24 protein-coding genes are annotated in these 24,718 nt (G+C 52.8%); 17 read left to right on the plus strand and 7 right to left on the minus strand.

The genetic code is table 11. From position 1 onward, the window contains the following. Positions 1-78: 78 nt before the first annotated feature. The 3 genes from VFO10_RS09495 to VFO10_RS09505 are packed head-to-tail and all read left to right on the plus strand — an operon-like array spanning position 79 to position 4,449. Positions 79-2,769 carry an ATP-binding protein gene (locus VFO10_RS09495; RefSeq protein WP_325139392.1) on the plus strand — a complete coding sequence of 897 codons (2,691 nt, stop codon included), beginning with the start codon at positions 79-81 and terminating at the stop codon, positions 2,767-2,769. 16 nt (positions 2,770-2,785) lie between these two features. Further along, complete coding sequence (locus tag VFO10_RS09500; protein ID WP_325139393.1) at positions 2,786-3,760, plus strand: NAD(P)-dependent alcohol dehydrogenase; 975 nt, start codon at positions 2,786-2,788, stop codon at positions 3,758-3,760. A gap of 23 nt (positions 3,761-3,783) precedes the next feature. Beyond that, positions 3,784-4,449: a YkgJ family cysteine cluster protein gene (locus VFO10_RS09505; RefSeq protein ID WP_325139395.1), complete on the plus strand. Its 666-nt coding sequence runs from the start codon at positions 3,784-3,786 to the stop codon at positions 4,447-4,449. Here the strand turns inward: VFO10_RS09505 and VFO10_RS09510 are convergent. Continuing rightward, on the minus strand, positions 4,446-5,594 hold the full coding sequence (locus tag VFO10_RS09510; RefSeq protein ID WP_325139397.1) for a hypothetical protein: 1,149 nt from the start codon (positions 5,592-5,594) through the stop codon (positions 4,446-4,448). The two genes, VFO10_RS09505 and VFO10_RS09510, sit on opposite strands and share 4 nt — an antisense overlap. 107 nt (positions 5,595-5,701) lie before the next feature. On the opposite strand from VFO10_RS09510, the gene VFO10_RS09515 reads away from it, so the two are divergent. Further along, positions 5,702-6,028, plus strand: coding sequence for a thioredoxin family protein (locus VFO10_RS09515; protein ID WP_325139399.1), 327 nt, complete (start codon positions 5,702-5,704; stop codon positions 6,026-6,028). A 16-nt stretch (positions 6,029-6,044) separates the two neighbouring features. On the opposite strand, the gene VFO10_RS09520 is transcribed toward VFO10_RS09515, so the two are convergent. Further along, positions 6,045-6,455, minus strand: coding sequence for a hypothetical protein (locus VFO10_RS09520; protein WP_325139401.1), 411 nt, complete (start codon positions 6,453-6,455; stop codon positions 6,045-6,047). A gap of 373 nt (positions 6,456-6,828) precedes the next feature. On the opposite strand from VFO10_RS09520, the gene VFO10_RS09525 reads away from it, so the two are divergent. The 6 genes from VFO10_RS09525 to VFO10_RS09550 all read left to right on the plus strand — a co-directional run bounded on the left by VFO10_RS09525 (position 6,829) and on the right by VFO10_RS09550 (position 13,129). Further along, positions 6,829-8,985, plus strand: a complete 2,157-nt coding sequence (locus tag VFO10_RS09525) for a carbohydrate-binding domain-containing protein (protein WP_325139403.1) — start codon at positions 6,829-6,831, stop codon at positions 8,983-8,985. A gap of 251 nt (positions 8,986-9,236) precedes the next feature. Next, complete coding sequence (locus VFO10_RS09530; protein WP_325139405.1) at positions 9,237-9,725, plus strand: MarR family winged helix-turn-helix transcriptional regulator; 489 nt, start codon at positions 9,237-9,239, stop codon at positions 9,723-9,725. Positions 9,726-9,865: 140 nt separating this feature from the next. Then, the gene (locus VFO10_RS09535; protein ID WP_325139407.1) at positions 9,866-11,632 is read left to right on the plus strand and encodes a chloride channel protein; all 1,767 of its coding nucleotides are present in this window, start codon (positions 9,866-9,868) and stop codon (positions 11,630-11,632) included. A gap of 10 nt (positions 11,633-11,642) precedes the next feature. Next, positions 11,643-11,861, plus strand: coding sequence for a hypothetical protein (locus VFO10_RS09540; RefSeq protein WP_325139409.1), 219 nt, complete (start codon positions 11,643-11,645; stop codon positions 11,859-11,861). Positions 11,862-11,882: 21 nt separating this feature from the next. Further along, positions 11,883-12,629, plus strand: a complete 747-nt coding sequence (locus tag VFO10_RS09545; RefSeq protein WP_325139410.1) for an SDR family oxidoreductase — start codon at positions 11,883-11,885, stop codon at positions 12,627-12,629. An 11-nt stretch (positions 12,630-12,640) separates the two neighbouring features. Continuing rightward, complete coding sequence (locus VFO10_RS09550; RefSeq protein WP_325139412.1) at positions 12,641-13,129, plus strand: SRPBCC family protein; 489 nt, start codon at positions 12,641-12,643, stop codon at positions 13,127-13,129. A gap of 26 nt (positions 13,130-13,155) precedes the next feature. Here the strand turns inward: VFO10_RS09550 and VFO10_RS09555 are convergent, their stop codons facing one another. After that, on the minus strand, positions 13,156-14,064 hold the full coding sequence (locus tag VFO10_RS09555) for a LysR family transcriptional regulator (RefSeq protein ID WP_325139414.1): 909 nt from the start codon (positions 14,062-14,064) through the stop codon (positions 13,156-13,158). Positions 14,065-14,199: 135 nt separating this feature from the next. Here VFO10_RS09555 and VFO10_RS09560 point away from each other — a divergent pair, with 135 nt between their 5' ends. After that, on the plus strand, positions 14,200-14,901 hold the full coding sequence (locus tag VFO10_RS09560; protein ID WP_325139416.1) for a pirin family protein: 702 nt from the start codon (positions 14,200-14,202) through the stop codon (positions 14,899-14,901). Here VFO10_RS09560 and VFO10_RS09565 read toward each other — a convergent pair. From VFO10_RS09565 to VFO10_RS09575, 4 genes are read right to left on the minus strand one after another with little or no spacing between them, the layout of a single operon-like run. Then, on the minus strand, positions 14,876-16,513 hold the full coding sequence (locus VFO10_RS09565) for an MFS transporter (RefSeq protein WP_325139418.1): 1,638 nt from the start codon (positions 16,511-16,513) through the stop codon (positions 14,876-14,878). The genes VFO10_RS09560 and VFO10_RS09565 overlap by 26 nt on opposite strands. Beyond that, positions 16,514-18,358: an amidohydrolase gene (locus tag VFO10_RS09570; RefSeq protein ID WP_325139420.1), complete on the minus strand. Its 1,845-nt coding sequence runs from the start codon at positions 18,356-18,358 to the stop codon at positions 16,514-16,516. Next, positions 18,355-18,573: a DUF1427 family protein gene (locus tag VFO10_RS31310; protein ID WP_349259353.1), complete on the minus strand. Its 219-nt coding sequence runs from the start codon at positions 18,571-18,573 to the stop codon at positions 18,355-18,357. Before VFO10_RS31310 ends, VFO10_RS09570 begins: the two co-directional genes overlap by 4 nt. A 3-nt stretch (positions 18,574-18,576) precedes the next feature. Next, positions 18,577-19,230: a hydrolase gene (locus VFO10_RS09575; RefSeq protein ID WP_325139421.1), complete on the minus strand. Its 654-nt coding sequence runs from the start codon at positions 19,228-19,230 to the stop codon at positions 18,577-18,579. Positions 19,231-19,600: 370 nt separating this feature from the next. Here VFO10_RS09575 and VFO10_RS09580 point away from each other — a divergent pair, with 370 nt between their 5' ends. The 6 genes from VFO10_RS09580 to VFO10_RS09605 all read left to right on the plus strand — a co-directional run bounded on the left by VFO10_RS09580 (position 19,601) and on the right by VFO10_RS09605 (position 24,685). Next, positions 19,601-20,206 (plus strand): hypothetical protein, encoded by a 606-nt coding sequence (locus tag VFO10_RS09580; RefSeq protein ID WP_325139422.1) that lies wholly within the window; start codon positions 19,601-19,603, stop codon positions 20,204-20,206. 317 nt (positions 20,207-20,523) lie between these two features. Then, positions 20,524-20,730 carry a heavy-metal-associated domain-containing protein gene (locus VFO10_RS09585; RefSeq protein WP_325139424.1) on the plus strand — a complete coding sequence of 69 codons (207 nt, stop codon included), beginning with the start codon at positions 20,524-20,526 and terminating at the stop codon, positions 20,728-20,730. 67 nt (positions 20,731-20,797) lie between these two features. Then, the gene (locus tag VFO10_RS09590; protein WP_349259354.1) at positions 20,798-23,263 is read left to right on the plus strand and encodes a heavy metal translocating P-type ATPase; all 2,466 of its coding nucleotides are present in this window, start codon (positions 20,798-20,800) and stop codon (positions 23,261-23,263) included. After that, positions 23,253-23,555 carry a 2Fe-2S iron-sulfur cluster-binding protein gene (locus VFO10_RS09595; RefSeq protein WP_325139426.1) on the plus strand — a complete coding sequence of 101 codons (303 nt, stop codon included), beginning with the start codon at positions 23,253-23,255 and terminating at the stop codon, positions 23,553-23,555. Before VFO10_RS09590 ends, VFO10_RS09595 begins: the two co-directional genes overlap by 11 nt. Continuing rightward, entirely contained in the window at positions 23,530-24,210 is a 681-nt protein-coding gene (locus tag VFO10_RS09600; RefSeq protein WP_325139428.1) for an FAD-binding oxidoreductase, read from the plus strand. The genes VFO10_RS09595 and VFO10_RS09600 overlap by 26 nt, the downstream gene beginning before the upstream one ends. Positions 24,211-24,268: 58 nt before the next feature. Further along, the gene (locus VFO10_RS09605) at positions 24,269-24,685 is read left to right on the plus strand and encodes a heme-binding domain-containing protein (RefSeq protein ID WP_325139430.1); all 417 of its coding nucleotides are present in this window, start codon (positions 24,269-24,271) and stop codon (positions 24,683-24,685) included. The last annotated feature ends 33 nt before the right edge of the window (positions 24,686-24,718 follow it).

Genomic DNA, 24,718 nt, shown 5'->3' on the forward strand with positions numbered 1-24,718 from the left:
CCCGAGGGCCCCAGCCAACACCCGGATGGAAACGTGCTAGAATAGAGCCGATCATCCACCGTCTGGGGGTTGTCTTTGATGCGAGCTTTGCTGCTGGTCCTGCTTTTGCTTCCATCCCTGGCTCTTTACGCGGTTCAGCCTCCGCAGCTCAGCCTGAGCTACGACGAACTTTTTAAAATCATGATGGACGACCCCACGGCCATGCATCGCTGGTCACGCGAGCAGCTCGATAAGGGGCAGCTGCCCCCCGGTTCACAGGCCTGGGCCAAGGCTCTGGCCATCTACATAACTACATGCATGGAAACCGGATGCGGCGACGACCCTTATGCCACCGAAGCGAATCTTCGAAAGGGCATGGCGATTGCCGCTCAAGGCGACGACAAACCCATGCTCATCCGCATGCATCTGATGATGGATGGCATCAATACCGATAGCGGCGCGGATGTCACCGATTTTCGAAAAGCCTTGGAGCCCATCAAAAAACTGGCTGAAGAGAACGGTGGGGGTCGCCTCCTTGCCGATGTCTATCGTGAATATGCTGCGGCCGCGGAATCCGAAAGCAATCTGCAGCAGGCCTTGAGTTATGCCAAAGACGCTTTGGCCTTGGCTGAACAGTATGGTTACCCTGGCGATATCCTGCCCATCCTTGTAAAAAACGATAGCGCGATCCTTGCCGGACGTATGGGGGATGAAGAGCAGTCGGTTCATCTTTACGAACAGGTCATCGACTACTGCCAGCGGGAGAAGGTCCGGCATATGGGGGTCATCGCTCTGATCAATCTCGGGAGACTCCATACGCGCAAGGAAAACGCTGAAAGCGTGCGGAAAGGTCTTCGTTACTTCGATCAGGCGGAAGTGTTAATGCGGGGACTGAATCAGGATCGCCTTTCCGCTTTCAGCCAGCTGACCCGCGGAGAGGCTCTGCTGAATCTTAAGGATTATGATAAGGCCCTTTATTACATTGATCAGGCCCTGGCCAAATTCAAGGCCTTGGAATCCGCGATATGGACCGCGGATTCTCTGCATTGGAAAGCGCGGGTCTATTTGGGACAAAAACGCTGGGCCGAGGCTTTGGAAACGATCAATCAATCGGATGGGCTTTTCCCCGAGCATCTGCAGGATGACAAGGCTCAGCTGGCCCGTGAACGTGCCCAGGCCCTGAGCGAGCTCGGACGTCATGCCGAGGCCTATCGCTGGATGCAGACCTTTATGGAGATCCATCAAAAAATTGACGAGAAAAACAAGAAGGATCAGCTCAATGAACTTCAGGTTAAACTGGGCAATCAGCTGCAGGAGCAGGAAAACCGAATCCTGAAGAAGGATAACGAGATCAAGGAGCACCAGCTGCGGGAAGCGGATCTGATCAAGAAAGTGGCGGTGGCCCTGATCTTTCTGATTCTTTTGAGTTTGGCGCTGCTGGTCGTCGCACTGGCCCAGGGTCGCCGCACCCGGCAGGCGAAGGCCCGCATCCAGCATATCCTGGACAATATTGAAGAGGGCATCATAACCATAGGCCGGGACCTCAAGGTGGAATCCAGCCTTTCCCCTTATCTTGACCACGTGATCGGGCATGATGCGCCGGATACTGCAAGACAGAACGTTATGCTCTATTTTTTGGAAAAGTCGGATCTGAAGGATGATGAAAAGGAAACCCTTCGGAATGTGATCACATCCTGCGTGGATGAATCACCCTTGGTTTGGGAACTGAATGCAGGGAATCTGCCCCAGAAGCTGAGTCTGGATCACGGTCGGCGGCTGATATCCCTGCACTGGCAGCCGCTTTATGGCAAGGATCAGAAGATCAATCGTATTATCATTGCCATGCGTGACATCACCAAGCAGCATCAGCTGGAACAGGAAGTGGGCGTGGCCCGAGCCCAGCGCGGACGTCTTCAGCACATCATGGAAGAAATCGCCCAGCTGCCTGTTGCGCGTTTCCGAGGCTTCGTTCACGGTGCTGCGCCACGCGCGGAGACGATCCGTCAAGGCGCTGCTCAGCTGCAGGGCTTTTTGCCCGAACTCCATAGCCTGAAGGGCGAGGCGCGCACGCTCGGTTTGCGTGACCTTGCCTCCATCACTCATCAACTCGAAGAGCTTTTGGATCCCAGGCATCAGCCGGCAGCCACGGACTTGGAGATAAAATCCAAGGTGGACGTATGGCTGGAAGTCTGGGCGGACTATCAGAAAATTGCCGAGCTGATGGGGTCCCGAGCGAAGGCGGCCGAGCATGAAACAGGAAGTCTTCTGCAGATTCTAGCGGAGCAGTGGCCTTCGATTCAAAAACACTGCGCTGAACAGCGTATTCCCCTGCATCGGATTCGTGTGGATGAGCAGATTTTTGCCTGGAACCCTGATCTTCAAAAAGCTCTGCGGGAAATACTTTTGCATTCACTGATCAATAGCGTGGATCACGGTTTCAAAGGGCAGACGGACGTGTCGCAGCCAGAACTCTTGGTTCAGCTCCAGCGCAATGCGCGGGGACAGATCGTTCTGAGCATCCAGGATAACGGGCGGGGTTTGAATTGGACGCGTCTGCAGCAGCTGATCGAAGAGCGCAACTTTGTGCCGGGACCAGGACAAACTCGGGCCGATGTCGTGTTTTTAGAGGGACTAAGCACGGCGGAGAAGGTTTCCCAAACCAGCGGACGCGGAGTCGGTCTTGCTGCCATCCGGAGGATCGCCCAGAATTTTCGTGGTGACGTTCATATCAAAGACCGTGATAATCAGCCAGGCTGTGAGCTTCTTATCGAATTGACCGAAGCATCTTAAAAAAAGAGGTTGAGTTATGAAAGCTGCCGTTTGTCATCGCTATGGTCCTCCGGAAAGCGTGGAAATCAAGGATATGCCGCAGCCTGTTCCCCAGGATCGAGAGCTTCTGATTCAGGTGAAGGCCACGACCGTTTCATCGGGAGATTGCCGCATCCGTGGCGCAAACTTTCCACGCGGTTTTGGTCCTTTAGCGCGTCTGGCCCTTGGCTGGTCAGGGCCTCGAAAGCCTGTTTTGGGAACCGAGCTGTCGGGCATCGTGCAGGCTGTGGGGCGTGACGTCACGCGCTTTAAGGTTGGAGATCATGTGATCGCGTATCCGGGCATAAAGGCTGGAGCCCATGCGGAATACTGTGTGATGCCAGAAGATGGTGCCGTGGTCATGAAGCCCGCGAACCTTTCCTTTTCCGAGGCGGCCGCCCTTGGTTTTGGTGGTCTGACCGCCCTTTATTTCCTGCGCGATCGCGCCAAACTTCAGGCGGGTGAAAAGCTTCTGATCATCGGTGCGTCAGGGGCCGTAGGCGTGGCCGCTCTTCAGCTGGCGAAAGAATGGGGTGCCGAGATCACGGCTGTCGCCAGCGGAAGAAACGCGGAACTTCTTCGTTCCCTGGGGGCCAGCCATGTGATTGACTACACGCAAACGGATTTTACGAAGTCAGGCGCCCGCTATGATGTGATTCTGGATACAGTAGGGGTGGTGAACCCGGAAACATACGTGGAGCTTTTGCAAAAAAATGGGCGACTTGTGCCTATCAGTGCGGATCTCTTCCACATCCTGAACTCCCTCTGGAAGCCTATGAAAGACGGCAAGAAGATCCTGACCGGAGTTGGCTCCGAGCGGGGCGTGGACCTTCAGTTCCTGACTGACCTTGCGGCCCGCGGGCATTACAAGGCTGTCGTGGATCGCTCCTTTCCCTTTGCGCAAATCGCTGAAGCCCATGCTTATGTCGACACGGGTCGCAAAAGAGGGAGTGTTGTGCTTACGCTATCCTGATCATAAACGTCGAAGGAGTTTGCATGAGTCGCCACGCGCAGGATAAAAAGTCTCCTTCTTTCAATTTAACGCCGCAGGGTGTATTGATTAAGACGTCGCAGCAGGCTGAGGCGATCAAGCGTTTCGATGAAAAGCTGGTCGGCTATGAAAAGCAGCTGAAGAGCATGGATCCTGATTATGCCCACGCTGTTGCGATCAATAAGATTCAAATCGTCGTGGACACGGCCGGGTTGAATCCCAGCCGCCCCATATCCTGCAAGGCCGGGTGTTCAGCCTGCTGTCATCAGAAAGTGGATCTTGGGATTTTTGAAGGGGAGCTCATCGAAAAATATCTGGGTGAGACGCCCGTTTCGATGGATAGGGAACGTCTGCGCAAGCAAGCGGAGGCCTTGAAGGGCGAAGCCGGATCCTTTGAAAAACTTCCTTTTGCAGATCGACGCTGCGTGTTTCTGAGCGCAGATCAAACCTGTTCCATCTATAGCGTCCGGCCTCTGATGTGTCGCCGGCATTTTGTTCAGAGCGATCCCGCCATCTGCCGCAGTGAGGAATTTTTTCGAATGGAGATGGATGTGAATCCCGATACGGATGCCTACCTCTCGGCCTATGTTACGCGAAATGTGACGCGGAGCCTGCCTGAGTTCGTTCAATCCTTGGACGAATCGGAGCCTCAAGTCGCCAAAAATCCTTAATCGAAGCGAACGAAGGTAACAAAGGCGCCATCAGCGGCATCCTTGGTCACAACATAATAGCCGGCGTTCGCGGGTGCCAGCACACAGGTCGGGATTCCTCCCAGAGTTGTGCATGCATTCTTGCCAAAGTTCGCGAGGGCTGTTTGCGCCTTGCAGCTGCCCGCAGATTTTTCCACCGAGCTGACGGCCTTGTTGATCAGCTGTGCGGCATTGCTTCGCATATCCTGTTTCGTATTCAGATTTTTGGCGCTGACGAAATAGGAATGATGGTCCGAGCTGTTGAAGGGTTCTTGTGGCTTTTGCTTGCCGTCCAGATTCAAAAGTTCCGTATAGCATCCTTCCGGATTGGCCAGTTTCACACTGATAGCGCCCGCTTTCAGGGTGCCCAGTGAGGCGTTCTTCTGAGCGCCTTCGATATAGACGACGGCAGCGCCATCCACATAATCTTTGATCACGAGGAAGCGTCCCAGATCGGTCGGAACGCTGCAGATCACATTCAAGCCGCCCACGCGCTCGCAGACGATTTCATCTTCGAACAGCATTTGGTATTGAAGCGAGCAGCTGGAATCCTTGCCCGCATACTGCTCCACCATTTGATTCAGGACCCGGGCGGAAGCCTGTGCCTTGTTCTCCAGTTCATAGAATACTTCGGCATAGACGCTGTGCGCGGCGCTCTTGAAACGAGGCTGTCCACGCAGTGCGTCGCGACAGGCGCTGGCTTTGGGAACATAGGCCACAGGATGCTGGGTCGGGATCTTTTCATTGATGCACGCGCCGACGGCATCGTAAAGCTTACTGGTATAGGTCAAACGCTTGGAACCATCCAGATTACTTTCCGCAAGCAGAAGGTCCGCTGCGCTTTGGAAACCCTTCAGCTCGCAGCGGTAAGACCGGCTCTGGTTCGTGCCGTTATCATTGCGAGTGATGGCTCGTAGATCCATGTAACATTCGGTATCATTGCAGAGGAGACGATCGAAGCCGTAGTTGAGGTCACCTGCACACCAGCTGTCGCCGCAGATGCTATCAATTTCGCGGACGACGGCCTGGGCCTCTGTCTCGGTCAGATAGGTTGAGGCCAGGGCCGAAGCCTGTCCGAAAAGCGAGAGGAGGACGGCAGTGCCGCGAGTATAAAGAATTTTTCTCATAGTTTTAGCCACTTATCCAATTGAGATCGTCATCGAAAGCGGCTATCATAGTGGGCTGCACGGGAACTGCAAGGGAAATCGGGCGCAAGCTCAGGCGGGAGGCTGTCTTGATCGTTATTTCCGGACTGGAGACTTTTCAATCCAAGGTTTTAGGGAGCCGTGGCAGCTTCCTCGTCGATTTTTGGGGACCAAGCTGTGCCCCCTGCGTGGATCTGAACCGCGCGCTGGAAGACATGGAGGATGCCTACAAAGGGCAGCTGACGTTTGTGAAGATCAATGCGGATGAGGAAATAGATATCGCTGTCGAATACGGAGTGCGCGGCCTGCCGACGATTTTTCTGATTCGGGATGGAAAGATTCAAGAGCGTTGGATAGGAAAGACTTCAGGGGCGAGCCTTAAATCCAAACTGGATAAGGCTCTTGGGATTGCGTAAAACCGCGTCGCAGATCCTATTCCCTTGAAAGCGCAGGGGCTTCGCAGACGATGTCGGCTGCAAACACCCGAAAGCCGGCTTCGACTCCGGTTTCTTCGACGACGTTCATGATCAAGGACTTCGCATCGCCGGCCTTGAGATCAAGTAAATCACAGGCCAAAGGATCGGTATTGGTCGTCAGTTCATCGACGAGGAACTGACTGAACGAATAATCGCGATAAGCAAAGCTCAGAAATTTGATATCCCGACCCTTCATCAGACGGGGATCCTTGGCGACCACGACTTCATAGGATTTTTGGAGTTTCAGGATGCCGCCTGAATTCGGGCGACCTTGAAGATCCGAGTTGGAATCGGAGTGGGAACGACAACTCAAAACGAAACAGGTCAGTACTCCAACGCTCAAAATGGTCCAGATCTTCATACTCAAGTGTGCCTCCGAATAAAATACCGGCCATAAACACTCGCTGCACTTATACAAGCTCTGTGCCAGCACTTTGCTGGGACGTCCAGACTGAATTTGATTCAAAAGAGTTCGCAAACCTGATGAAACGTGTGACCACACTCTAAGCAGTTCCATAGATTCTGGTCGGGCGAAGTTTCGGCTCATACGCGGGGGCGCAGCGTCTAAAATTTCTTCGCTTCCACTATCCTTGTTGAAAAAAACGACGAAATTCGTTTTTCAGTAAACAAAATAGTCAACAATATCAATAATATAAGATAATCATTACGCGGGCATAACAATTGTAGATGCGATTTCCCCAAGGACCTGAGCTGGAATTCTTGATGAGGCACGCAGAGATATGACCAAGATGAAACTCACCCTGATAGTCATGCTTCTCATGTTAAACAATGCCTGTAGCAAACGACCGAAAGAAAGTACTCTGGCGGCCACGGCGGAGGCAGCGGCTCTTCCCCAGTATAATAGCGAAACGCAGTCGCTCTATGCGTTCTTGAAAAACTCTGTTCAAAAGAAGCAATTTATTTTTGGTCAGCAGCGAGCTTCGCTGGTGGGCGTCGGCGAAAACGGTGATAAGGCCTGGACCGATGGTGGCTATGGCAGCCGCACCGACGTTGAGCACTATGTTGGGCAGAAGGTCGGCATGATCGGGATTGATATCTGGGACCTTGCCACAAAAAATCCAACATGGAATCAGCCGGTGTATGCCCAGGCGATTCGTGACTTTTATGATTCCGGCAAGGGCGGCGCGATCACCCTGGACTGGCACATGCGCGGCTGCTCTGTAAAACCCGTGTCCGATATCAATGGCAACAGCGGCATTCCCGGTGATGGTTTCAAGGTGAACGACTGGGAGGATGATCCCAACGCCGATTGCCTTTGCAAAATCGTGAATGAAGAACCTTGGGAAAATGGTTTGACCTGGAAGGACTGGTTTCTGTCCCAGAAGCTGGATAAATTCTATCAAATCCTGGTGAAGGAACAGTTGACGGAAGTCCCCTTGATCTACCGTCCATTCCATGAGCAGACAGGCAACTGGTTCTGGTGGGGTGCGAAGGGCTGGAACTGCCAAAAGCAGCTCGGAAAGAATGATGTCGTGACAGGAGCCGAGGCCTATAAAAAGCTCTTCCGCATGACGGTTGACTATATGCGTCAAACCAAGGGCCTTAAGAATCTTCTGATCGCTTTCGCACCGGATAAGCTTTGCAAGCACGATGGTCACACCTGCAGTTTTAAAAATGCCATCAAAGATGCTCCGACCGACGACGAGCTGAAAAGCGATTATCTGAACAGCTATCCCGGTGATCAGTATGTGGATGTTCTGGGCATCGACCTTTATTACGCGCAGAAGTTCGGCAATGCCTGGGAAGAGGCTGATTACCAGACGAAGCTCTTCAAGCAGCACCTGCGCGTCATGAGCAAGATCGCGGACGAGAAGAGCAAGGTCGCGGCTTTGACCGAAACGGGCAACTACAATCTTCACAATGAAGCCAGTGCAGGCAGCCAGTGGTTTACCAAGCAGCTGCTGTCGATGCTCACCGATCCTGAAGTGAAGATCTCCTATGTCCTGACCTGGGAAAATCGTCGGCTGGCCGACACGGAATATTACATTCCGCATAAGAAGCACGCTGATTTCCAGGACTTCGTCAATTTTTCCGAGAATGCTGCGACGCTTTTCTATAATGACCTTACGGATATGTATAAGACAGCGGTCACTGAAACCGCGGGCGATATGAAGTCTGTGGAGCCAGCCCAAAATAAAGTCTATCCCAGTTGCCAGTCGCGTGACAGCGATCCTGACGGCGACGGCTGGGGTCTTGAGAACGGCCAGATCTGTTTGACGACTCTGATCAGCTATCCGATTTGCCTGAATGTTGCGAGTGATCTGGACAAGGATGGCTTCGCCATGGAAAACGGCAAACTGTGTCGGGTCCGTGCGGAAGTTCAGCCCGAGAAAAAGCCCGAGATGCAGACTCCGATGTGCCAGTCGCAGCTGAGTGATCCCGATGGCGATGGCTGGGGCTGGGAGAATAGTCAGTCCTGTAAGGTCGCGGATGCCTATCTGCCGAGCTGTTCACAAACATCAAGCGATCCTGATCGTGATGGTTGGGGATTTGAAAATGGCCGCAGCTGCCAGATGCGCGAAGATAGTTTTGCAAGTTGCAGCAGCCTCGCGGCCGATCCCGACGGTGATGGCTGGGGCTGGGAAAATAATAAGACCTGTCGTGTGCGGATGGAAAGTCATGCAGCCTGCAGCCAGCTGAATGCCGATCCCGATGGAGACGGCTGGGGCTGGGAAAACGGACGGTCGTGCAAGTCAAGCGCGGAAGGCTTTGCCACCTGTTCGCAAGTGAGCGTGGATCCGGATGGTGATGGCTGGGGCTTTGAAAATGGAGCCACCTGTCGCGTTCGTCTCGAAAGTTATCCGAAGTGCACGCAAGGCACAGGCGGTCGCGGCGATGGCTGGGGCTATGAGAATGGCCGGTCTTGTCGCCAGTGAGTGAAGGGCTGCTGCCCTTAAAGTTTTTCCGCATCCTGCTTGGGGAATGATCAAGCGAATCAAATAAAGAAAAGTTTTCAAGCGCGTTAGCGGTAAAATTGTGGTTGTCCTGAGACGAGTTGTGGTGGATATGAAATGAGCTGAATGCTGCTGGTGTTGGCGTCCTAATCCTGGCGTTTGGCCGAAAATAGGTTTGCAAAAACTGGCCGTTTCTATAGTGTTCCTTGGGTCCCCAAGCGAAGAGGAAGGCTATGGCATCCCAATCTGCAACTTCAATCCTCAATTCTGTGCGGCAGATCGTGCAGGCTCTGCGTATCTCGTCCCGACAGGCTGAATCTCAATTTGGACTCAGCAGTGCCCAGCTTTTTGTTTTACAAAAACTTGCTGAAGCAGACGGTCCCGTTTCCCTGTCTGACCTTGCCGCGATGACTTTGACACACATCAGTTCGGTGTCGGTTGTGGTTTCACGCTTGGGTGATCAGGGACTTATCAAAAAGCAGCCATCGGCGGACGACGCGCGTCGCTCGGAAATCAAGGCTACAGCGAAAGGACTTAAAATTCTTGCGGCAAGGCCCCAGACCGCGCAAGAAGAACTGATAGCTGCCGTCGGCCGCCTGCAGGCTGACGATCAAACTCATTTGGCAAAGTTACTCGAAAGATTGGTTGAAGAGGCCAAATTCACCAGCACAGGCAGTCCCATGTTCTTTGAAGAGGGAGCGAAGAACAAGGACAGCCTCTGAGATCCCACCAGGACGAAGCCTTCTGGCGATAGTGCTTGCAAAAAATCTGATCCAGATCCTATTATTTGGGAGCCCAAGTAATTAGGGCAATGGTGGCGCTGTGCCTATCAGATTCGTTTGCACGGATGGAAGGAACGTTCATGAGTTCTGGGACGCGAGGTGATTTTTCGGTCAACCGACGGCTTTTTAAGCTGATTTTGCTGGCCCTGCCGATCGGCATGATCAGTGCCCTTCTGGGCTGGGTTCTGCTTCGTCTGATTGCGCTCTTCACCAATCTCTTTTTCTTCCATACCTGGAGTTTTTCGAATCAAAATCCTGCCTTAACCTATGGCCCATGGACCATACTCGTTCCCGCGGCAGGTGGTCTGATCATCGGGCTCATGGCGCGCTATGGTTCCGAGCGCATCCGTGGTCACGGGATTCCTGAAGCCTTGGAGGCTATTTTATTCGGCAAGAGCATCATGCGGCCGAAGGTGGCCATCTTAAAACCCGTATCCTCTGCGATTTCCATAGGTTCGGGAGGCCCTTTCGGAGCGGAAGGTCCTATTATCATGACTGGCGGCGCATTCGCTTCGCTTCTGAGCCAGGTCTTTTCACTGACTGCGGCTGAGCGAAAGACCATGCTGGTGGCCGGTGCTGCTGCGGGTATGACTGCGATTTTTGGAACGCCGATGGCGGCCTTGCTGCTTGCGGTTGAGCTTTTGCTTTTTGAATGGCGTCCGCGCAGTCTGATTCCTGTCGGCATCTCCTGCCTTGTGGCCTTTGCCATGCGGCCTCTTGTTATGGAAGGTTCGTTGCCTCTCTTCCCGGTTCCGTCGCTCCCTGAATTGACCAACTTCGAACTTCTTTGCGCTGTCCCCCTGGGCCTTGCGGCTGGACTGCTGTCGTGGGCATTGAGCACGATGCTTTATGCTCTTGAGGACGCATTCCAACGACTGCCGATTCACTGGTGCTGGTGGCCTGCATTGGGCGGCTTGGTCGTTGGTATCGGCGGCTATCTCGATCCGCGCGTTTTAGGTGTCGGGTATGAAGTCATCCAGGCTTTTTTGAAAGGCGAGGGCACTCCGGTTGCGGCGGGAATATTTTTAGGAATCAAAGGTCTTGTTTGGGCAGTTGCGCTGGCCTCGGGAACATCGGGAGGGGTGCTGGCTCCTCTTTTGATGATAGGTTCCGGCATGGGTGTGGTGCTGGCGCCGTGGCTTCCCGGTCCAGCTTACCTTTGGCCTCTTGTTGGGATGACGGGCGTTATGGGTGGGATGATGCGTTCGCCTTTAACGGCCGTGGTCTTTGCGCTGGAGCTGACTGGGGAGATTCAGGCTCTGCCTATTCTTATGGTTGTGAGTTTCAGTGCCTATGCTCTGACCGTCCTGGTTATGAAGCGCTCCATACTGACAGAAAAAGTCGCGCGTCGCGGTTTTGATATTTTCCGCGAGTATGCCGTCGATCCTTTGGAGCAGCTGCGAGCCAAGGATATCATGACCCGTGACCTGGAAACGCTACGAGCGGATTTTCCCATGAAAGACCTTGTGGCTTTGTTTCAATCCCCTGGGAAAAAGCACAGGGGTTATCCCGTGCTGGATGAGTCGGGGCAGCTCGCAGGAATCGTTACGGCCACTGACATTCTGAATTGTGCGTGGCATGATGGAAACGCTCGCGTAGCGGATGTTCCTGCGAAACGCGCGTTGATTGTGGCCCACGCCGATGAATCCTGCAAGGCCGTGGCGGAAAGAATGTCTCAGGAAGAGGTTGGTCGCGTTCTGGTCGTCGATGTGCGGGATAGTCGTAAGCTGCTTGGAATCATTACGCGGAGTGATCTGCTCAAGGCGCGACATAGGCATTATACGGAAGAGCAGAACCGGGAGTCTTTTTTCCGCTTGAAGTCAAAAAAGGTTTCGCAGGATGGCTAAGGGTGGTTTTATGAAAATCACAAGCAAAATAAAAGAGTGGCTGAACCAGGAACAAGCGAGCGGGACCCGCCGTTTTTTGCAGATGACGACGCTGATACTGGGTGGAATTATGGCGATGGGACTTGGCGTGGCCCTTGTGGGAGTCATCCTGGTCACGAGTCCTCTCATCACTGTTCTGGTTATCGCGTTTCTTGGAGTCTATGGTATTGTCTCCCTGGTGAAGAGTTAAGGGCGTGCAAGGGAGACGAGGATGGAAAAGAATCGGTTTCGTGAACGGGTGGTGTTGATTACCGGCGCGGCGAGTGGAATCGGTTTGGCCACAGCCCGGAGGATCGGGAGTGAAGGCGGTCGGGTTGTTCTGGTGGATCGGGACGGTAAAAAGCTTGATGAGGCGGAGTATGATGTTAAGTCTTCCGGTGCAGCCGCGGTTTTGACTTCGGTTTGTGATGTCAAAGACGCTGAACAGGTGAAGGCTACGATCGCGCGTAGCCTTGAGCATTTTGGGAAGATTGATGCCATTGTTAACAATGCCGGCGTTATGATTTTTAAACCGCTGGTTGAGCATACCGTGGACGACTGGACGAATGTATTGAGTGTGGATCTGATCGGTGCCTTTCTTTTTATTCAGCAAGGTTTTCTTGTGATGCAGCCGGGGAGCTGCATCGTCAACGTATCGAGCATTCATGCCGTTGAAACCACGCCTTTGGTGGCGTCCTATGCGGCGGCGAAGGCTGCCCTGCTGTCGCTGACGCGGACAGCGGCTCTGGAAGGGAAGGCCAAGGGGATTCGGGTGAATGCAGTCCTCCCGGGGGCTGTGAATACGCCGATGCTTTGGGATAATCCTAATATCAAGGCTGGACTGGAGACGATCCACGCGGATGATGTGGGGCAGCCGGGGGATATTGCTTCGGTGATCGCATTCCTCGCGTCAGCGGATAGCAGCTTTGTGCAGGGCGCAAGCGTGCGCGTGGATGGTGGGCGGTTGGCGTCGCTTTAAGGAGATGCTCTATGACCTCGACCCGCGTATCACGGCACATTAAGGCCAGTCGTCAGGCTGTTTACAAGGCTCTCCTTGATCCGAAGGCCATAGCCCAATGGAAGGTTCCCGAGGGGATGTCGAGTGTCGTTCATGAATTCGATGCGCGTGAAGGCGGGCGTTTCCGTGTTTCCCTGACCTACGAAGCGCCGCATGCGAGTGGGAAGACGACCGCTCATACGGATACTTATCATGGCTATTTTGCAAGTTTGATTCCGAATGAAAAGGTTGTTGAAGTTACAGAGTTTGAGACGGACGATCCATCCATGCAGGGGGAGATGAGGATCACCATTGTGTTGAAGGATACCGATGGTGGGACGGGGCTGCTCGCGATTCATGATGGCGTGCCGGCGGGGGTTCGCCCGGTTGATAATGAAGAAGGGTGGAGGATGTCGCTGGATAAGCTTGCGGGCTTGCTTGAGAACGATGGTGCAAGGGGAAAAGAAAGCCCCCACGCCTGACCCGGCCCAATCCATCCTCGGGGCACTCACCTCCGACTCCTTTTTTCAAGTTCGTCTGCGGTTGAGCTAAGCTTTGACCAGACGGCCCGAGCAACTGGTCCCATCGGTCGAAGCCTGTGTCGCATGATGTGCAATTCAAGGACAAACCCGCTCGTCAGAGACTTTGGAATGGCGATCAATTTTTTTGACTCAAGACCTGCATCCGCCTCATGCCGGGCAAGCCGTCCCCATCCTAAGCCGTCTTCAATCAAGCGTCGCTTGAGAGCATGGTCTGTGACATAGCAGCGTTTTCCTCCATCGAGGAGACCCAGGTCATCGCGTTTTGTACGATCACAGAGGACGCCGCTGGATGCCACAATGATTTGTGGTTGTTCGCGGAGCCATAGGAGTGAGAGAGGCCCACCATCTGTGACCCTTGAAGCCGCGATGACAGGAATCATATCTACGCGTTCAATTGGAAAGGATTCAATGTCCTCTTCATGATCCACCCGGGGCGTCACTGCAAAATCCACTTCCCCCTTCCTGATAAGATCAGTCCCGACACTCATTATCTCCGACCTTAGTATAAGGTCTGTCGCCTTCATGTCGGCTAAGCACTCGCTAAAAATAGTTCGAATCGCTTCAAATCGCGCCACCGGATCGATGACAACCGTAAGGCTTGGCTCTGCGGCCTTGAGTCCAAGCTCCTTGCCCATGACTTCGAGTCTTCGAAATGACAGAAGAGTCTGCCGGGCCGATTCATAAAATACTCGACCCGCTTCCGTCAGCTTCGGGCGATATTCATCACGACTGAAAAGCGTGAGTTCGAACTCCGCTTCCAGTTTTTTGATAGCGACACTCATGGTAGGCTGGGTACGATTCAAGGCCTTCGCGGCGGCTTTGAAACTGCCTTTTTCCACAATCTTTTCCAAGATTTCCAGCTGATCAAAGGTCATCCTGAACCTCATAAGAATATAAAAAAAATCTATCGACATGGTGAATATTATATAATTTATTTTAATAGGCAACTTCCGATATTATGCCTTCAAGGTGCAAACAGCAGATAAAACGCGCCGGTTAGGGAGAGAAAAATGTTAACTATGAGACGCTCAGGGGAACGCGGCATCGCGAATCACGGCTGGCTCAAATCGCGTCATACATTTTCGTTTGGCAGTTACGTTGACCCCAAACATACGAATTTTGGACCGCTCTTGGTCATCAATGAAGACCGTATTGAAGGCGGATCCGGATTTGAACGGCATCCACACCGTGACATGGAAATCATCTCGTATGTGGTAAAAGGTTCTCTGGAGCATGAAGACACGATGGGCAACAAAGTGGTCATTCGTCCCGGAGAGGTGCAGAAGATGAGCGCCGGTACCGGTGTCATGCACTCTGAGATGAACCACGAAAAGGATAAGGAAACACACTTCTTTCAAATCTGGATTATGCCGGACAAAAAGGGCATCAAACCCTCGTATGGGCAGAAATCATTTGCCACGGATCTCGAAAAGGAGCCGCTGGTATTGGTAGCCTCAGGCGACGGTCGCGACGGCTCCATTCAAATCCAGCAGGACGCGGACTTGTACCTTTCCAGGCTACGTCCTCATTCAAGCCTTCATTTCGGAATCCGCCCAGGACGTGGTGTTTGGGTGCAGGTTGTGAAAGGATCCGTGGCTATTGGCGATATGGATTTTGAGGCCGGAGATGCAGCGTCTTTGACCGATGAAAGCGTTCTTGATCTTTCAAGCAAGAACGATGCAGAACTCATACTGTTCGATCTTCCGCTTTAACAGCGGTTCGATGCACAACTGCAGGGACGCTGTCACCAACATGGAAGCTTTGAACCCGCTGGTAGATATCTTCGTCCGCTTTCGTCAAGCGTTCATGCTGGAGAAGATGGTCTGCCCAGGTGCTGATCCAGAAGACCTCTTCATAAATATCAGGCTGATGAGGCGTGCACAGAACATTCCAATCGTATCCGCCATCACGCAGGCGAACATTTCGAAGCTCGTACAGGGCCGCGAGAAATACCTCTTTCTTATCGGGGGGGACATGATAGCTGATGCGGACTTCTATCGGTCCATCACGGTCTTTAAACTCGTGTCCGGCGACTTTCTTCGCGAATGTTTCCGATGGCGTCAGGTCACGTCCGGAAAGCCACGACAAAGGCCAGATCCTGGTGAGGGCGATCTGAAGGATGAGTGCAGCCGCAGATATGCCAAGGGCTGTTGAAACTGTCGACAGATCAGAAAAGTACCCCCAGGCAATGCCGCTGAGGGCCATGGCCCCCTGAGTTATGACCAGGAACAATGCAACCGCTCGCGCCTGCACCCATCCGGCGACGGATATCTGGGCACATAGATTAAACGTGGCCATCATCGCAATCCAGCCGATCCCGCCGACCGCTAACGCAAGGCTCACCACGATGAAGGAGTCCTCCGTCGCCGCGATAAAAGTGGAGAGAGCGAAGATCGTAGCGCCGGCGGACAGGATATGGTCGATAGGCATTCCACGACGTCGTACCTGCCCGAGCAGAAAAACACCGGCCACGGAGCCTGTCCCCACGCAACCGAGTAAAAACCCAAGGCCGCCTGATGACAGTCCCAGGTCATTCCTGGCCCGTAACGGAAGAAGGGCCCAAAGTGCTCCTGCAGCAAAAAGGGCGACGAAGCTTCTTACCAGCACAGCTCGGACGCCAGGTGACCTCCAGGCATAAATCAGCGAAAGCTTTGAAGCCGCGAGATACTTCTCCGATGACCTGACCGTCGGACTTTGAGCAGGGGTAGGATGCCAGGTCCAAACAATGGCCAGTACAAATATAAAAGTGAGTGCGTTGCAGAAAAAAGTGACGGCAACGCTGGAAGCGCTTATAACGGCTCCTCCAAGCGCAGGTCCCACCGCTCGAGCCAGATTCACTGAGACGCCGGATAGCGCCACAGCAGCCGCAAGCTGGTCTTTTGGAACAAGTCTGGGAAGAGTCGCAGTCCATGCAGGCATGTGAAACGCGCTGCCGATTCCCATGCTGAATGACAGAGCAAGAAGCAAGAGAGGAGTTAAAATCCCGGAATAGGCAAACCATGCAAGCAGCCCGGAAGTCAGAATGAGCCAAACCTGGGCTGCAAGAATTATGGTTCGTCGGTTACGGAGGTCGGCAAGCACTCCTGCAAAAAGGCCAAAAAGAAACATGGGGAGGGCGCTTGCCGCCTGAAGACCACCAAGCCATGTAGCGGAAAGACCGGCTACAGTCAGAAACCAGGCGGCTCCAACATTTTGCATGAAGCCGCCAATGTTCGACACCAAGGCCGCGAACCACATCCGTCCATACGGGGATATCGCGAGCGGCTTCCATGCTGAATCCGGCGCTGGTCCTACAAGAACTTTGTCTTCAACGTGGTTCACCATTCAAAATGCCCAGCACATGCAGCCCATGCTCCAGTCAAGAGCGGCTTCTTCGATCGTATGCCTTGCCGTTTTACGGATCGGGTGAACCGTGCAACATGATGGCGAGGCGGCTGTCTGATGGGCTGTTCCCTGTCCCGAGGGTTTACCCTGGTATCCGCCATAGTACTTGACAGGAGCCCAGTCGGGCATGGGCGGCGGCAGCTTCGGAGCCTTGTTATCAAATGGGCCATCTCCATGGACTATTTTTCCACCCACTACGGTCAGCAGCGAGGTGATATCTTTGATGGCATCTCCATCAACGGAAAAATAATCGTCACTCAGAACAGCGAAATCTGCAAGTTGACCTTTCGTGATTTGCCCGCGCTTTCCTTCCTCGTTCGAAAACCAGGTGTTGGAGACTGTCCAAAGACGCAGAGCTGTTTCACGGTCGAGCAGGCGATTGTCAGAATAGAGCTTGAGACCGCCGACTGTCTTGCCCGTGACCAGCCATGACAAGCTCATCCATGGATTATAGCTCGCAACTCGCGTGGCATCGGTTCCCGCACCAACGGGAAGACCGGCACTGAGCATCTCCTTGACAGGCGGCGAGCCGTCTGCTGCCGCGGCGCCATACCTCTCAACAAAATATTCACCCTGATAGGCCATGCGGTGCTGGACCGCGATCCCACCACCGAGCCCCTTGACTCGATCAATGTTTTTGACCGAGATGGTCTCGGCGTGATCAAAAAACCAATGCAGTCCATCGAACGGGATGTCGCGGTTGACCCTTTCGAAGACAGAAAGCGCCCGTGTGATGGTCTCATCGTAGGTCGCGTGCAGGCGGAAAGGCCAGCGTTTCTCCACGAGCAAGCGGACAACGTCTTCCAGCTCTGTTTCCATGCTTTGCGCCAGATCAGGGCGTGGCTCACGGAAGTCCTCAAAATCCGCTGCCGAGAACACCAGCATCTCGCCGGCGCCATTGTTCCTGAAATAATCGCTCCCTTGTCCGGGTTTGACCATTTCTGTCCAACGCTTGAAGTCCGACAGCTCTTCCTTTGGCTTCTGCGTAAAGAGGTTATAAGCAATGCGGAGAGTCAAATCCCCTTTGTTTGCCAGTTGATTGATGACTTCATAATCTTCCGGGTAGTTCTGAAAGCCTCCACCAGCGTCGATGACGCCAGTTACTCCCAGTCTGTTGAGTTCCCGCATGAAATGCCTCGTCGAGTTCACCTGATACTCGAAAGGCAGTTTAGGACCTTTGGCCAGCGTCGCATAAAGGATCATCGCACTGGGCTTGGCGAGCAGCAGACCTGTAGGATTCCCAGCCTTGTCTCTAGTGATTTGACCACCCGGCGGATCCTTGGTTTCTTTTGTATAGCCGCACACTCGGAGCGCCGCGCGATTGAGAAGTGCGCGGTCATAGAGGTGCAGAATGAAGACAGGAGTATCAGGTGCGACCTGGTTGATCTCATCGAGTGTGGGCAGCCTTTTCTCGGCGAATTGGTGCTCCGTGAAACCGCCGACGACTCTGACCCACTGGGGTGCAGGGGTTCGATCGACCTGCTCCTTCAGCATCCGCATGGCTGTTGATAATGATTCAACCCCGTCCCAGCGAAGCTCCATATTGTAATTCAAGCCGCCCCTGATCACGTGCAAATGACTGTCAATCAGTCCCGGTATCACGCGGCGTTTGCGAAGATCAATGACCTCCGTGGCTGGTCCCTGATAAACTGCAAGATCTTTATCAGATCCAACAGCCAGAATCCGATCTTCAGCCACGGCCATCGCAGAGGCCTCAGGAAGGGCAGGGTCAAGAGTCGTAATGCGTCCATTCAGGAATATGGCATCAGCATGGGTCACGCTCATTTTGTTTCCTCCGGCATTTCTTTGGGCGTCGCGCTTGCCTCAGGCGTTGATTTGGTGATTAAGGCTCGGACCCGTGGCGCAGCTGCCTCCCCGACGACCATTCCTAAGAGGCCAACGAGGGCGACCAGCGGAGGCGCGGGTGAGCGCACATGAATGCAATAGTAAATCACCCCAACAAACAGGCCTGCAAGAAAGGACACCAAATAGGCGTTCATAATTTAATGCCCCTCGTTTCCTCCGAACATCGTTTTTGCATAGATGATTCCCAGCCCATAGGCGCCACCGTTTTCCTTCGCTATCGTGGTGGTGGCTTCATAGGTATCCTGACGAGCCCAATCGCGCTGGAGCTCCAGGAGGTATTGCAGGGAAGTCATCGGCATGGCTCCGGCCTGAATCATCCTGTCCATGGCTTTTTCGTGGGCTTCCACGCTCACATCGCCACAGGCATCAGCGATGACGTAGACCTTGAATCCCTGATCAAGAGCTGACAGGGCGGGTCCGACGATGCAGACCGAAGTCCAAAGTCCAGCCAGTACGACTTTTCCTTTGTCGAGCCTATTCACCTCATTGATGACGTTCCGATCTTCCCAGGTATTCATCGACGTTCGGTCAATCGCCCTGGTTTCCGGAAATGCCAATTTAATTTCATCAAACATGGGTCCTGAAAATGTTTTCTCCGCCACTGTAGTAAGGATGGTGGAAACATGAAAGGTTTTTGCAGCTTTGGCCACCAAGGCAGCATTGTTTCGCAGACTGACGGCATCAATGGACTTGGTTGCGAAGGCCATCTGGGATTGATGATCAATCATAATAAGCATGTGATCTTGAGGGGAAAGAAGAAGGCGTGCTGGGGTTGCTGTAGCTTTGGTCATAGTTGCTATCTCCTACCAAACGTTAATCCGCATGGAGGGATCTTAGCTCTGTATGAAGACGGATGACATTCCAAGTTTTCAATCGACTTAATAGTCTGCATCTATCTTGTTCAGCGAGCTTTCAGTCAGGAAGGTTTCATAAAGCTTGGAAGTATCGATGGGACGTTGGAAGCGCAGAATGCTGCGGGCTGTGTCAGCGCAAAGACCGAAATTTTACATAATGCAGAATCTGTATTCTGGTTTCGTATGGACTCTGTATACATAAAAGATCAGGTAAAACAAAGAGATGCACGAAGCGAACCGGGTATTATGTTTTCCTGGTTTTGGGCCGATCCTTCCTACGGCGACATGAGATCTAAAAGGAGCGAAGATGACGAGCAATAAATATTCGCAAATCGCATCCCATGCTCTGATTCTGACGGTTTTCGGATGTGGTAAGAATGATAGTAAAGATCTGTCGCTGCAGGAACGCTTCGAAGCGATTTATGGCTATACAGACTGTGCAGAGATGACTATTGGCACTGCGCTATTGCAATCAACGTGGATTAGGGTCTTTCATACTTATTATGGGGGGTACCTTGACCAAAAGGAAACAACCTTTCTCGACGAGAAATGCAAGACAACGTTCACATCCGTGAATCGATGGGCTGAATATCAAATATTGGACTCTTCAGACCAGGACAGCGGAGAACTGCGCCTGGCGATCAAAACCAGAAGAATTTTGACAGTCACAAATGAAAATGCTCCACCGGAAATGATCGGAATTCCAAAGGTTAACTGCAATATTGAAATGGCAGAAGACCTAAGGAAGGAAGAGTGTAAAGCATATTTTTCGGTCAGACGCTATGTGACTTTAAGGCTTACCGCCGAAGGTTTGCGCACATTCAAAGATATTGATAGTGCAGGCACTACCGAGGAGACGCGAAGTATTGAGCTTGCACCATTCACATTAGGTATACTCGATCCAATAGACTAAAAGTTCGTTTATAGCCCGATCTACTCCTTTCGATCGCAGAGCATCTGGACTATGCAAGCAGGCCATGGGCGAAAACCTTAGCATTATGGTAAGGTGTCCAGACATTAACCTTCCTGCTGTGGGAAGGTAGCATCATCCTCCCTCACCATCCTCTTTTTGCCCGGAAAAGCGCCGAATATCCATCAAAATTCCGTAGCAATTCAAGAGGCATACAGACTAACAAAATTTTTTTAAGATTTTTCCTTGACCTTCCCACGGTAGGAAGGCCGATGGTTGAGTTGTGGTTGATGAATGAGCCACCAGAAAGGAAACAACATATGTACGAATTCAAAGTTCAAGGTATGACCTGCGGAAGTTGCGCCAATACGATTACCTACGCACTGCGTAGCATCGATCCCAAAGTGAAGGTATCGGCGGACATTAAAACTCAAACTCTCAGGGTCGAGAGCAGTCAGGATCAGGCCGCGCTTTCAAGTCTCATCGAAGAGGCTGGCTATGCGGTCAAGTCCGTAACCAGCATTTAACGCAAATCAGGTGGAGGCCCCAGGAGGAGCCTCCTCATAACACGGGGAAGAGGAGGATATCATGCAAATGAAAGTCAAAGCTCAATTCGAAACCGAAGAGGATATCAAAATCAAAGGCATGACCTGCGCCTCGTGCGTCTTTCGTATTGAAAAGGCCGTGCAGAAAGTCGAAGGCGTGGACAGCATCGCTGTGAACCTTGCCAATGAAACCGCCCGGGTTAGACTTTCCGATCAGGCTGCTCTGCCGAAGGTTAGGGAAGCCATTGAGAAGGCAGGCTATGAAGTGGACACCAGCGAAATCGAGCTGTCAGTTGAAGGCATGACCTGCGCCTCCTGTGTTCGCCGCATTGAAAAGGCTCTTGCAAAGGTCCCAGGGGTACAGGGCGCCACAGTCAATCTCGCAACTGAGCGGGCAAAAGTTTCTTTCACTTCGGGCAAGGTCTCATCTGAAGACCTCATCCAGGCCGTTGAAAAAGCGGGCTATAAGGCAAACCTTATCAAGAAAGACCAGCCCCGCGGCAGTGAGGGAGAGAAGAAGGCAAGGCTCCTGAAGAAGGAACGCCTCCATTTGGCGATTGGAGCTCTCCTCTCGGCGCCGCTCGTCCTTCCCATGCTTTTGGAACCTCTTGGCATTCACTGGATGCCCTCAGGATGGATTCAGCTCCTCCTCACGATTCCCATCCAGTTCTGGCTGGGCGCTCGCTTTTATAGAGCGGCCTGGAAGGCAGTCAAAGCCCGATCAGGCAACATGGATCTTCTCGTTTCACTGGGCACGACAGCTGCGTTCGGGCTGAGCCTTTATCATCTCTTTCTTTACGGGGAACACGCAGGACATAACGGCAATGGCCACCTCTATTTCGAAGGAGCAGCGGTTATCATTGTTCTTGTCCTTTTCGGAAAATACCTTGAGTCGCGCGCCAAACAGCAAACTTCAGAGGCGATCAAGGCCCTTGAGGCGTTAAGACCCGACAAGGCCCGGGTTCGGAGAAATGGTCGGGAGGTCGAGGTTTCCATCAATGATGTGGCGCTTGATGATCTGGTCATTATCCGGCCAGGGGAAAAGGTTCCCGTCGATGGCGTCATTGCTGAGGGCCTGAGTCAGCTGGATGAGTCTCTTATCACCGGGGAAAGTGTTCCTATTGCCAAGGGCCCAGGGGAAAAGGTTACCGGCGGATCAATTAATACCGACGGCCTTCTGGTCGTCAAGACCACGGCACTGGGAGCGGAAACAACCCTTGCCCGAATCATCCGTCTGGTTGAAAGCGCCCAAACGGCAAAGGCTCCCATACAAAGACTTGTGGATAAGGTGAGTTCCATTTTTGTGCCGGTGGTGCTCCTGTTGGCAACACTCACGGTGCTTGGCTGGTATCTCTATTCAGGAAATATTGAGACAGCTTTGATCTATGGAGTTGCTGTTCTCGTTATCGCCTGTCCTTGTGCCCTTGGTTTGGCAACCCCGACCTCCATCATGGTGGGCACAGGCATTGCTGCAAAAGCCGGGATTCTTATTAAGGATGCCGAAACTCTGGAAATCGCACATTCGGTCACAACGGTGGCCTTTGACAAGACTGGAACTTTAACCGAGGGGAAACCTCAAATTGCTGAACTTTTTCCCTACAACATGCCGCGGCAGGACCTGCTCCGGATTACGGCATCCGTGCAGTCCGGAAGTGAACACCCACTGGCAAAATCCGTTGTGGAAAAGGCTCATGAGGAAGGTCTTCTGTATGAGCCGGCCAGGGACGTGAAGGCCATTGCAGGAAAAGGTTTGGAAGGGCGTGTCGGTCATCAGACCATTCTGGTTGGCACAAAACGTCTCATGCTTGAACATGGGGTTGACAGCGATGGCCTTTCCTTGAAAGCCAGGGAGTTCGAACTGCAGGGACACACAGTTTCCTTTATCGCCGACAAACAGTCGAAAACGCTCATGGGAATATTAGCTTTCAGTGACAGGGTTAAGAGCACGGCTTTCGAAACCATTCAGGAGCTTCACGCTCTTGGTATCAAAACGGTTATGATCACAGGCGATAATCAGGGTAGCGCAGACCTTGCTGCAAGAGCACTTGGCATTAAGGAAATCCGCGCTCAGGTGTTGCCGGAGGATAAGTCCCGCATCATTGAAGAACTGAAGGCTCGCGGAGAGATCGTGGCCATGGTCGGTGATGGCATCAACGATGCTCCAGCCCTGGCCGCCGCCCATGTAGGTATCGCCATGGCAACCGGTACGGATGTTGCGATGCACACCGCAGGCATCACGCTTATGCGGGGCAATCCCCTCCTGATTCCGGATGCCTTGGATATTTCGAGAAGGACCTATCGCAAGATCAAACAGAATCTATTCTGGGCTTTCATTTACAACGTCATTGGCATCCCGCTGGCCGCATTGGGTCTCCTTAATCCGGTCATAGCCGGTGCCGCCATGGCCTTCAGCAGCGTCAGCGTTGTTACAAATGCGCTACTGCTCAAAGGCTGGCGTCCGGCCAGCCGTTCACCTTCACTTCGGAGAAAAGCAGGAGTCAGCCATGAGCTATAAGGCAAGCATCCTTTCCATTGACAAGGATATCAGCGTGAATGAAGAGGAAACCCTTTTGGATGCCGCCTTGAGGCAGGGAGTGGATTACCCCCACTCTTGCAAAAATGGTCGGTGCGGAGCCTGTAAATCCCGCCTGCTTTCCGGAGAGGTGGAGCATCTCACCCATCTGCGGTTTACGCTGACCGAGCAGGAGAAAGCGGATGGCTTCATTCTTGCCTGCCGGGCAGTACCGAAATCAGCCGCGGTTTCGCATGAAGGGGCAGGTATTGGAAAAGTCATGGCTTACCCATGATACCGTGCGGCTGATTGTAGTGCTTCCGGAGAATGTGCGCTTTCACCCCGGGCAGTATGCTCTCCTTCGGATAAACGATTTCGGGGAACGCAGCTACTCGATGGCAAATCGAGCCAATGGCAGGACGCTGGAATTTTTCGTCAGGCAGGTTCCTGATGGGCGTGTCTCGGGTTTTATTGCAAACGGTCTCAAAGCGGGAGATTCCCTGGACGTGGATGGTCCCTTTGGAACCTCCTATCTTCGGCAGGATCATACGGGCCCCATTCTCGCAGTAGCGGGAGGTTCGGGGATTGCGCCGATCAAAGCAATCGTTGACGCGGCCCTTTACCATGGGATGAAGCAGGATATTCACCTCTATTTTGGCGTGAGAGAGGATAGGGACCTCTACCTTTCCAGGCATTTTGAAAATCTTGCGCAGCAGTATCCGAATTTGGATTTTCATACCGTTCTGGACCGCGGGAACACCCATGGCAAGCAGCGGATAGGACGGCTTGATCAGGTAATTTTCTCAGACTGGAAGTGCTTCGAAGGGATGTGGCAGGCTTACGTTGCTGGACCTCCGCCTCTGGTTGAAACCTTGGCCCATCGTCTTCCGGAAATGGGGATTCTGCCCGACAGTATATTTGCTGATCCGTTTGTCTTCTCAAGAGATTGACTGTTGTGGCACAGTAAAACCAGTTTTGTCACAAAAATGATCCGTGGTCCGTATACGGATGGATCATGTTGGCAATGAAAGGGTCGATGCATTGCGCTTAATGGAATTACATACTGTCAAGGCATTCCTGGGTTTTCTTCTGTTGATAGATCTGAACCCAAGCACCGCTTATGCGCACAAAAGTCATATTCATGCGAAACCAGGCCCAGGTCTTAACGATGAAAAAGAGCCAGTTAAGGAAGCAGGAATCGAGGCTGACGCCGTTTTCAGTCCGATAGGAGCGTGCAGGGGATTCCCATTCAAAGGGCATGGCTCGGTGTCTGAGGATTTGACAGCAATTGAAGAGGTTGTCCGTGACGGATCAATGCCTCCGGTTCGCTATCGTGTCTTGCATCCTGGATCGAGCCTCACAGGAGTGGAGCGGGAAAGAGTAACGAATTGGGTGGAGGATAGCTTAAAGCTCTTGAAAGAATAGGCTTCGTTTTCGCCTGGAGTTTAAAAAAGCTAT

This window comes from Oligoflexus sp., from assembly GCF_035712445.1.
Taxonomy (GTDB): Bacteria; Bdellovibrionota_B; Oligoflexia; order Oligoflexales; family Oligoflexaceae; genus Oligoflexus.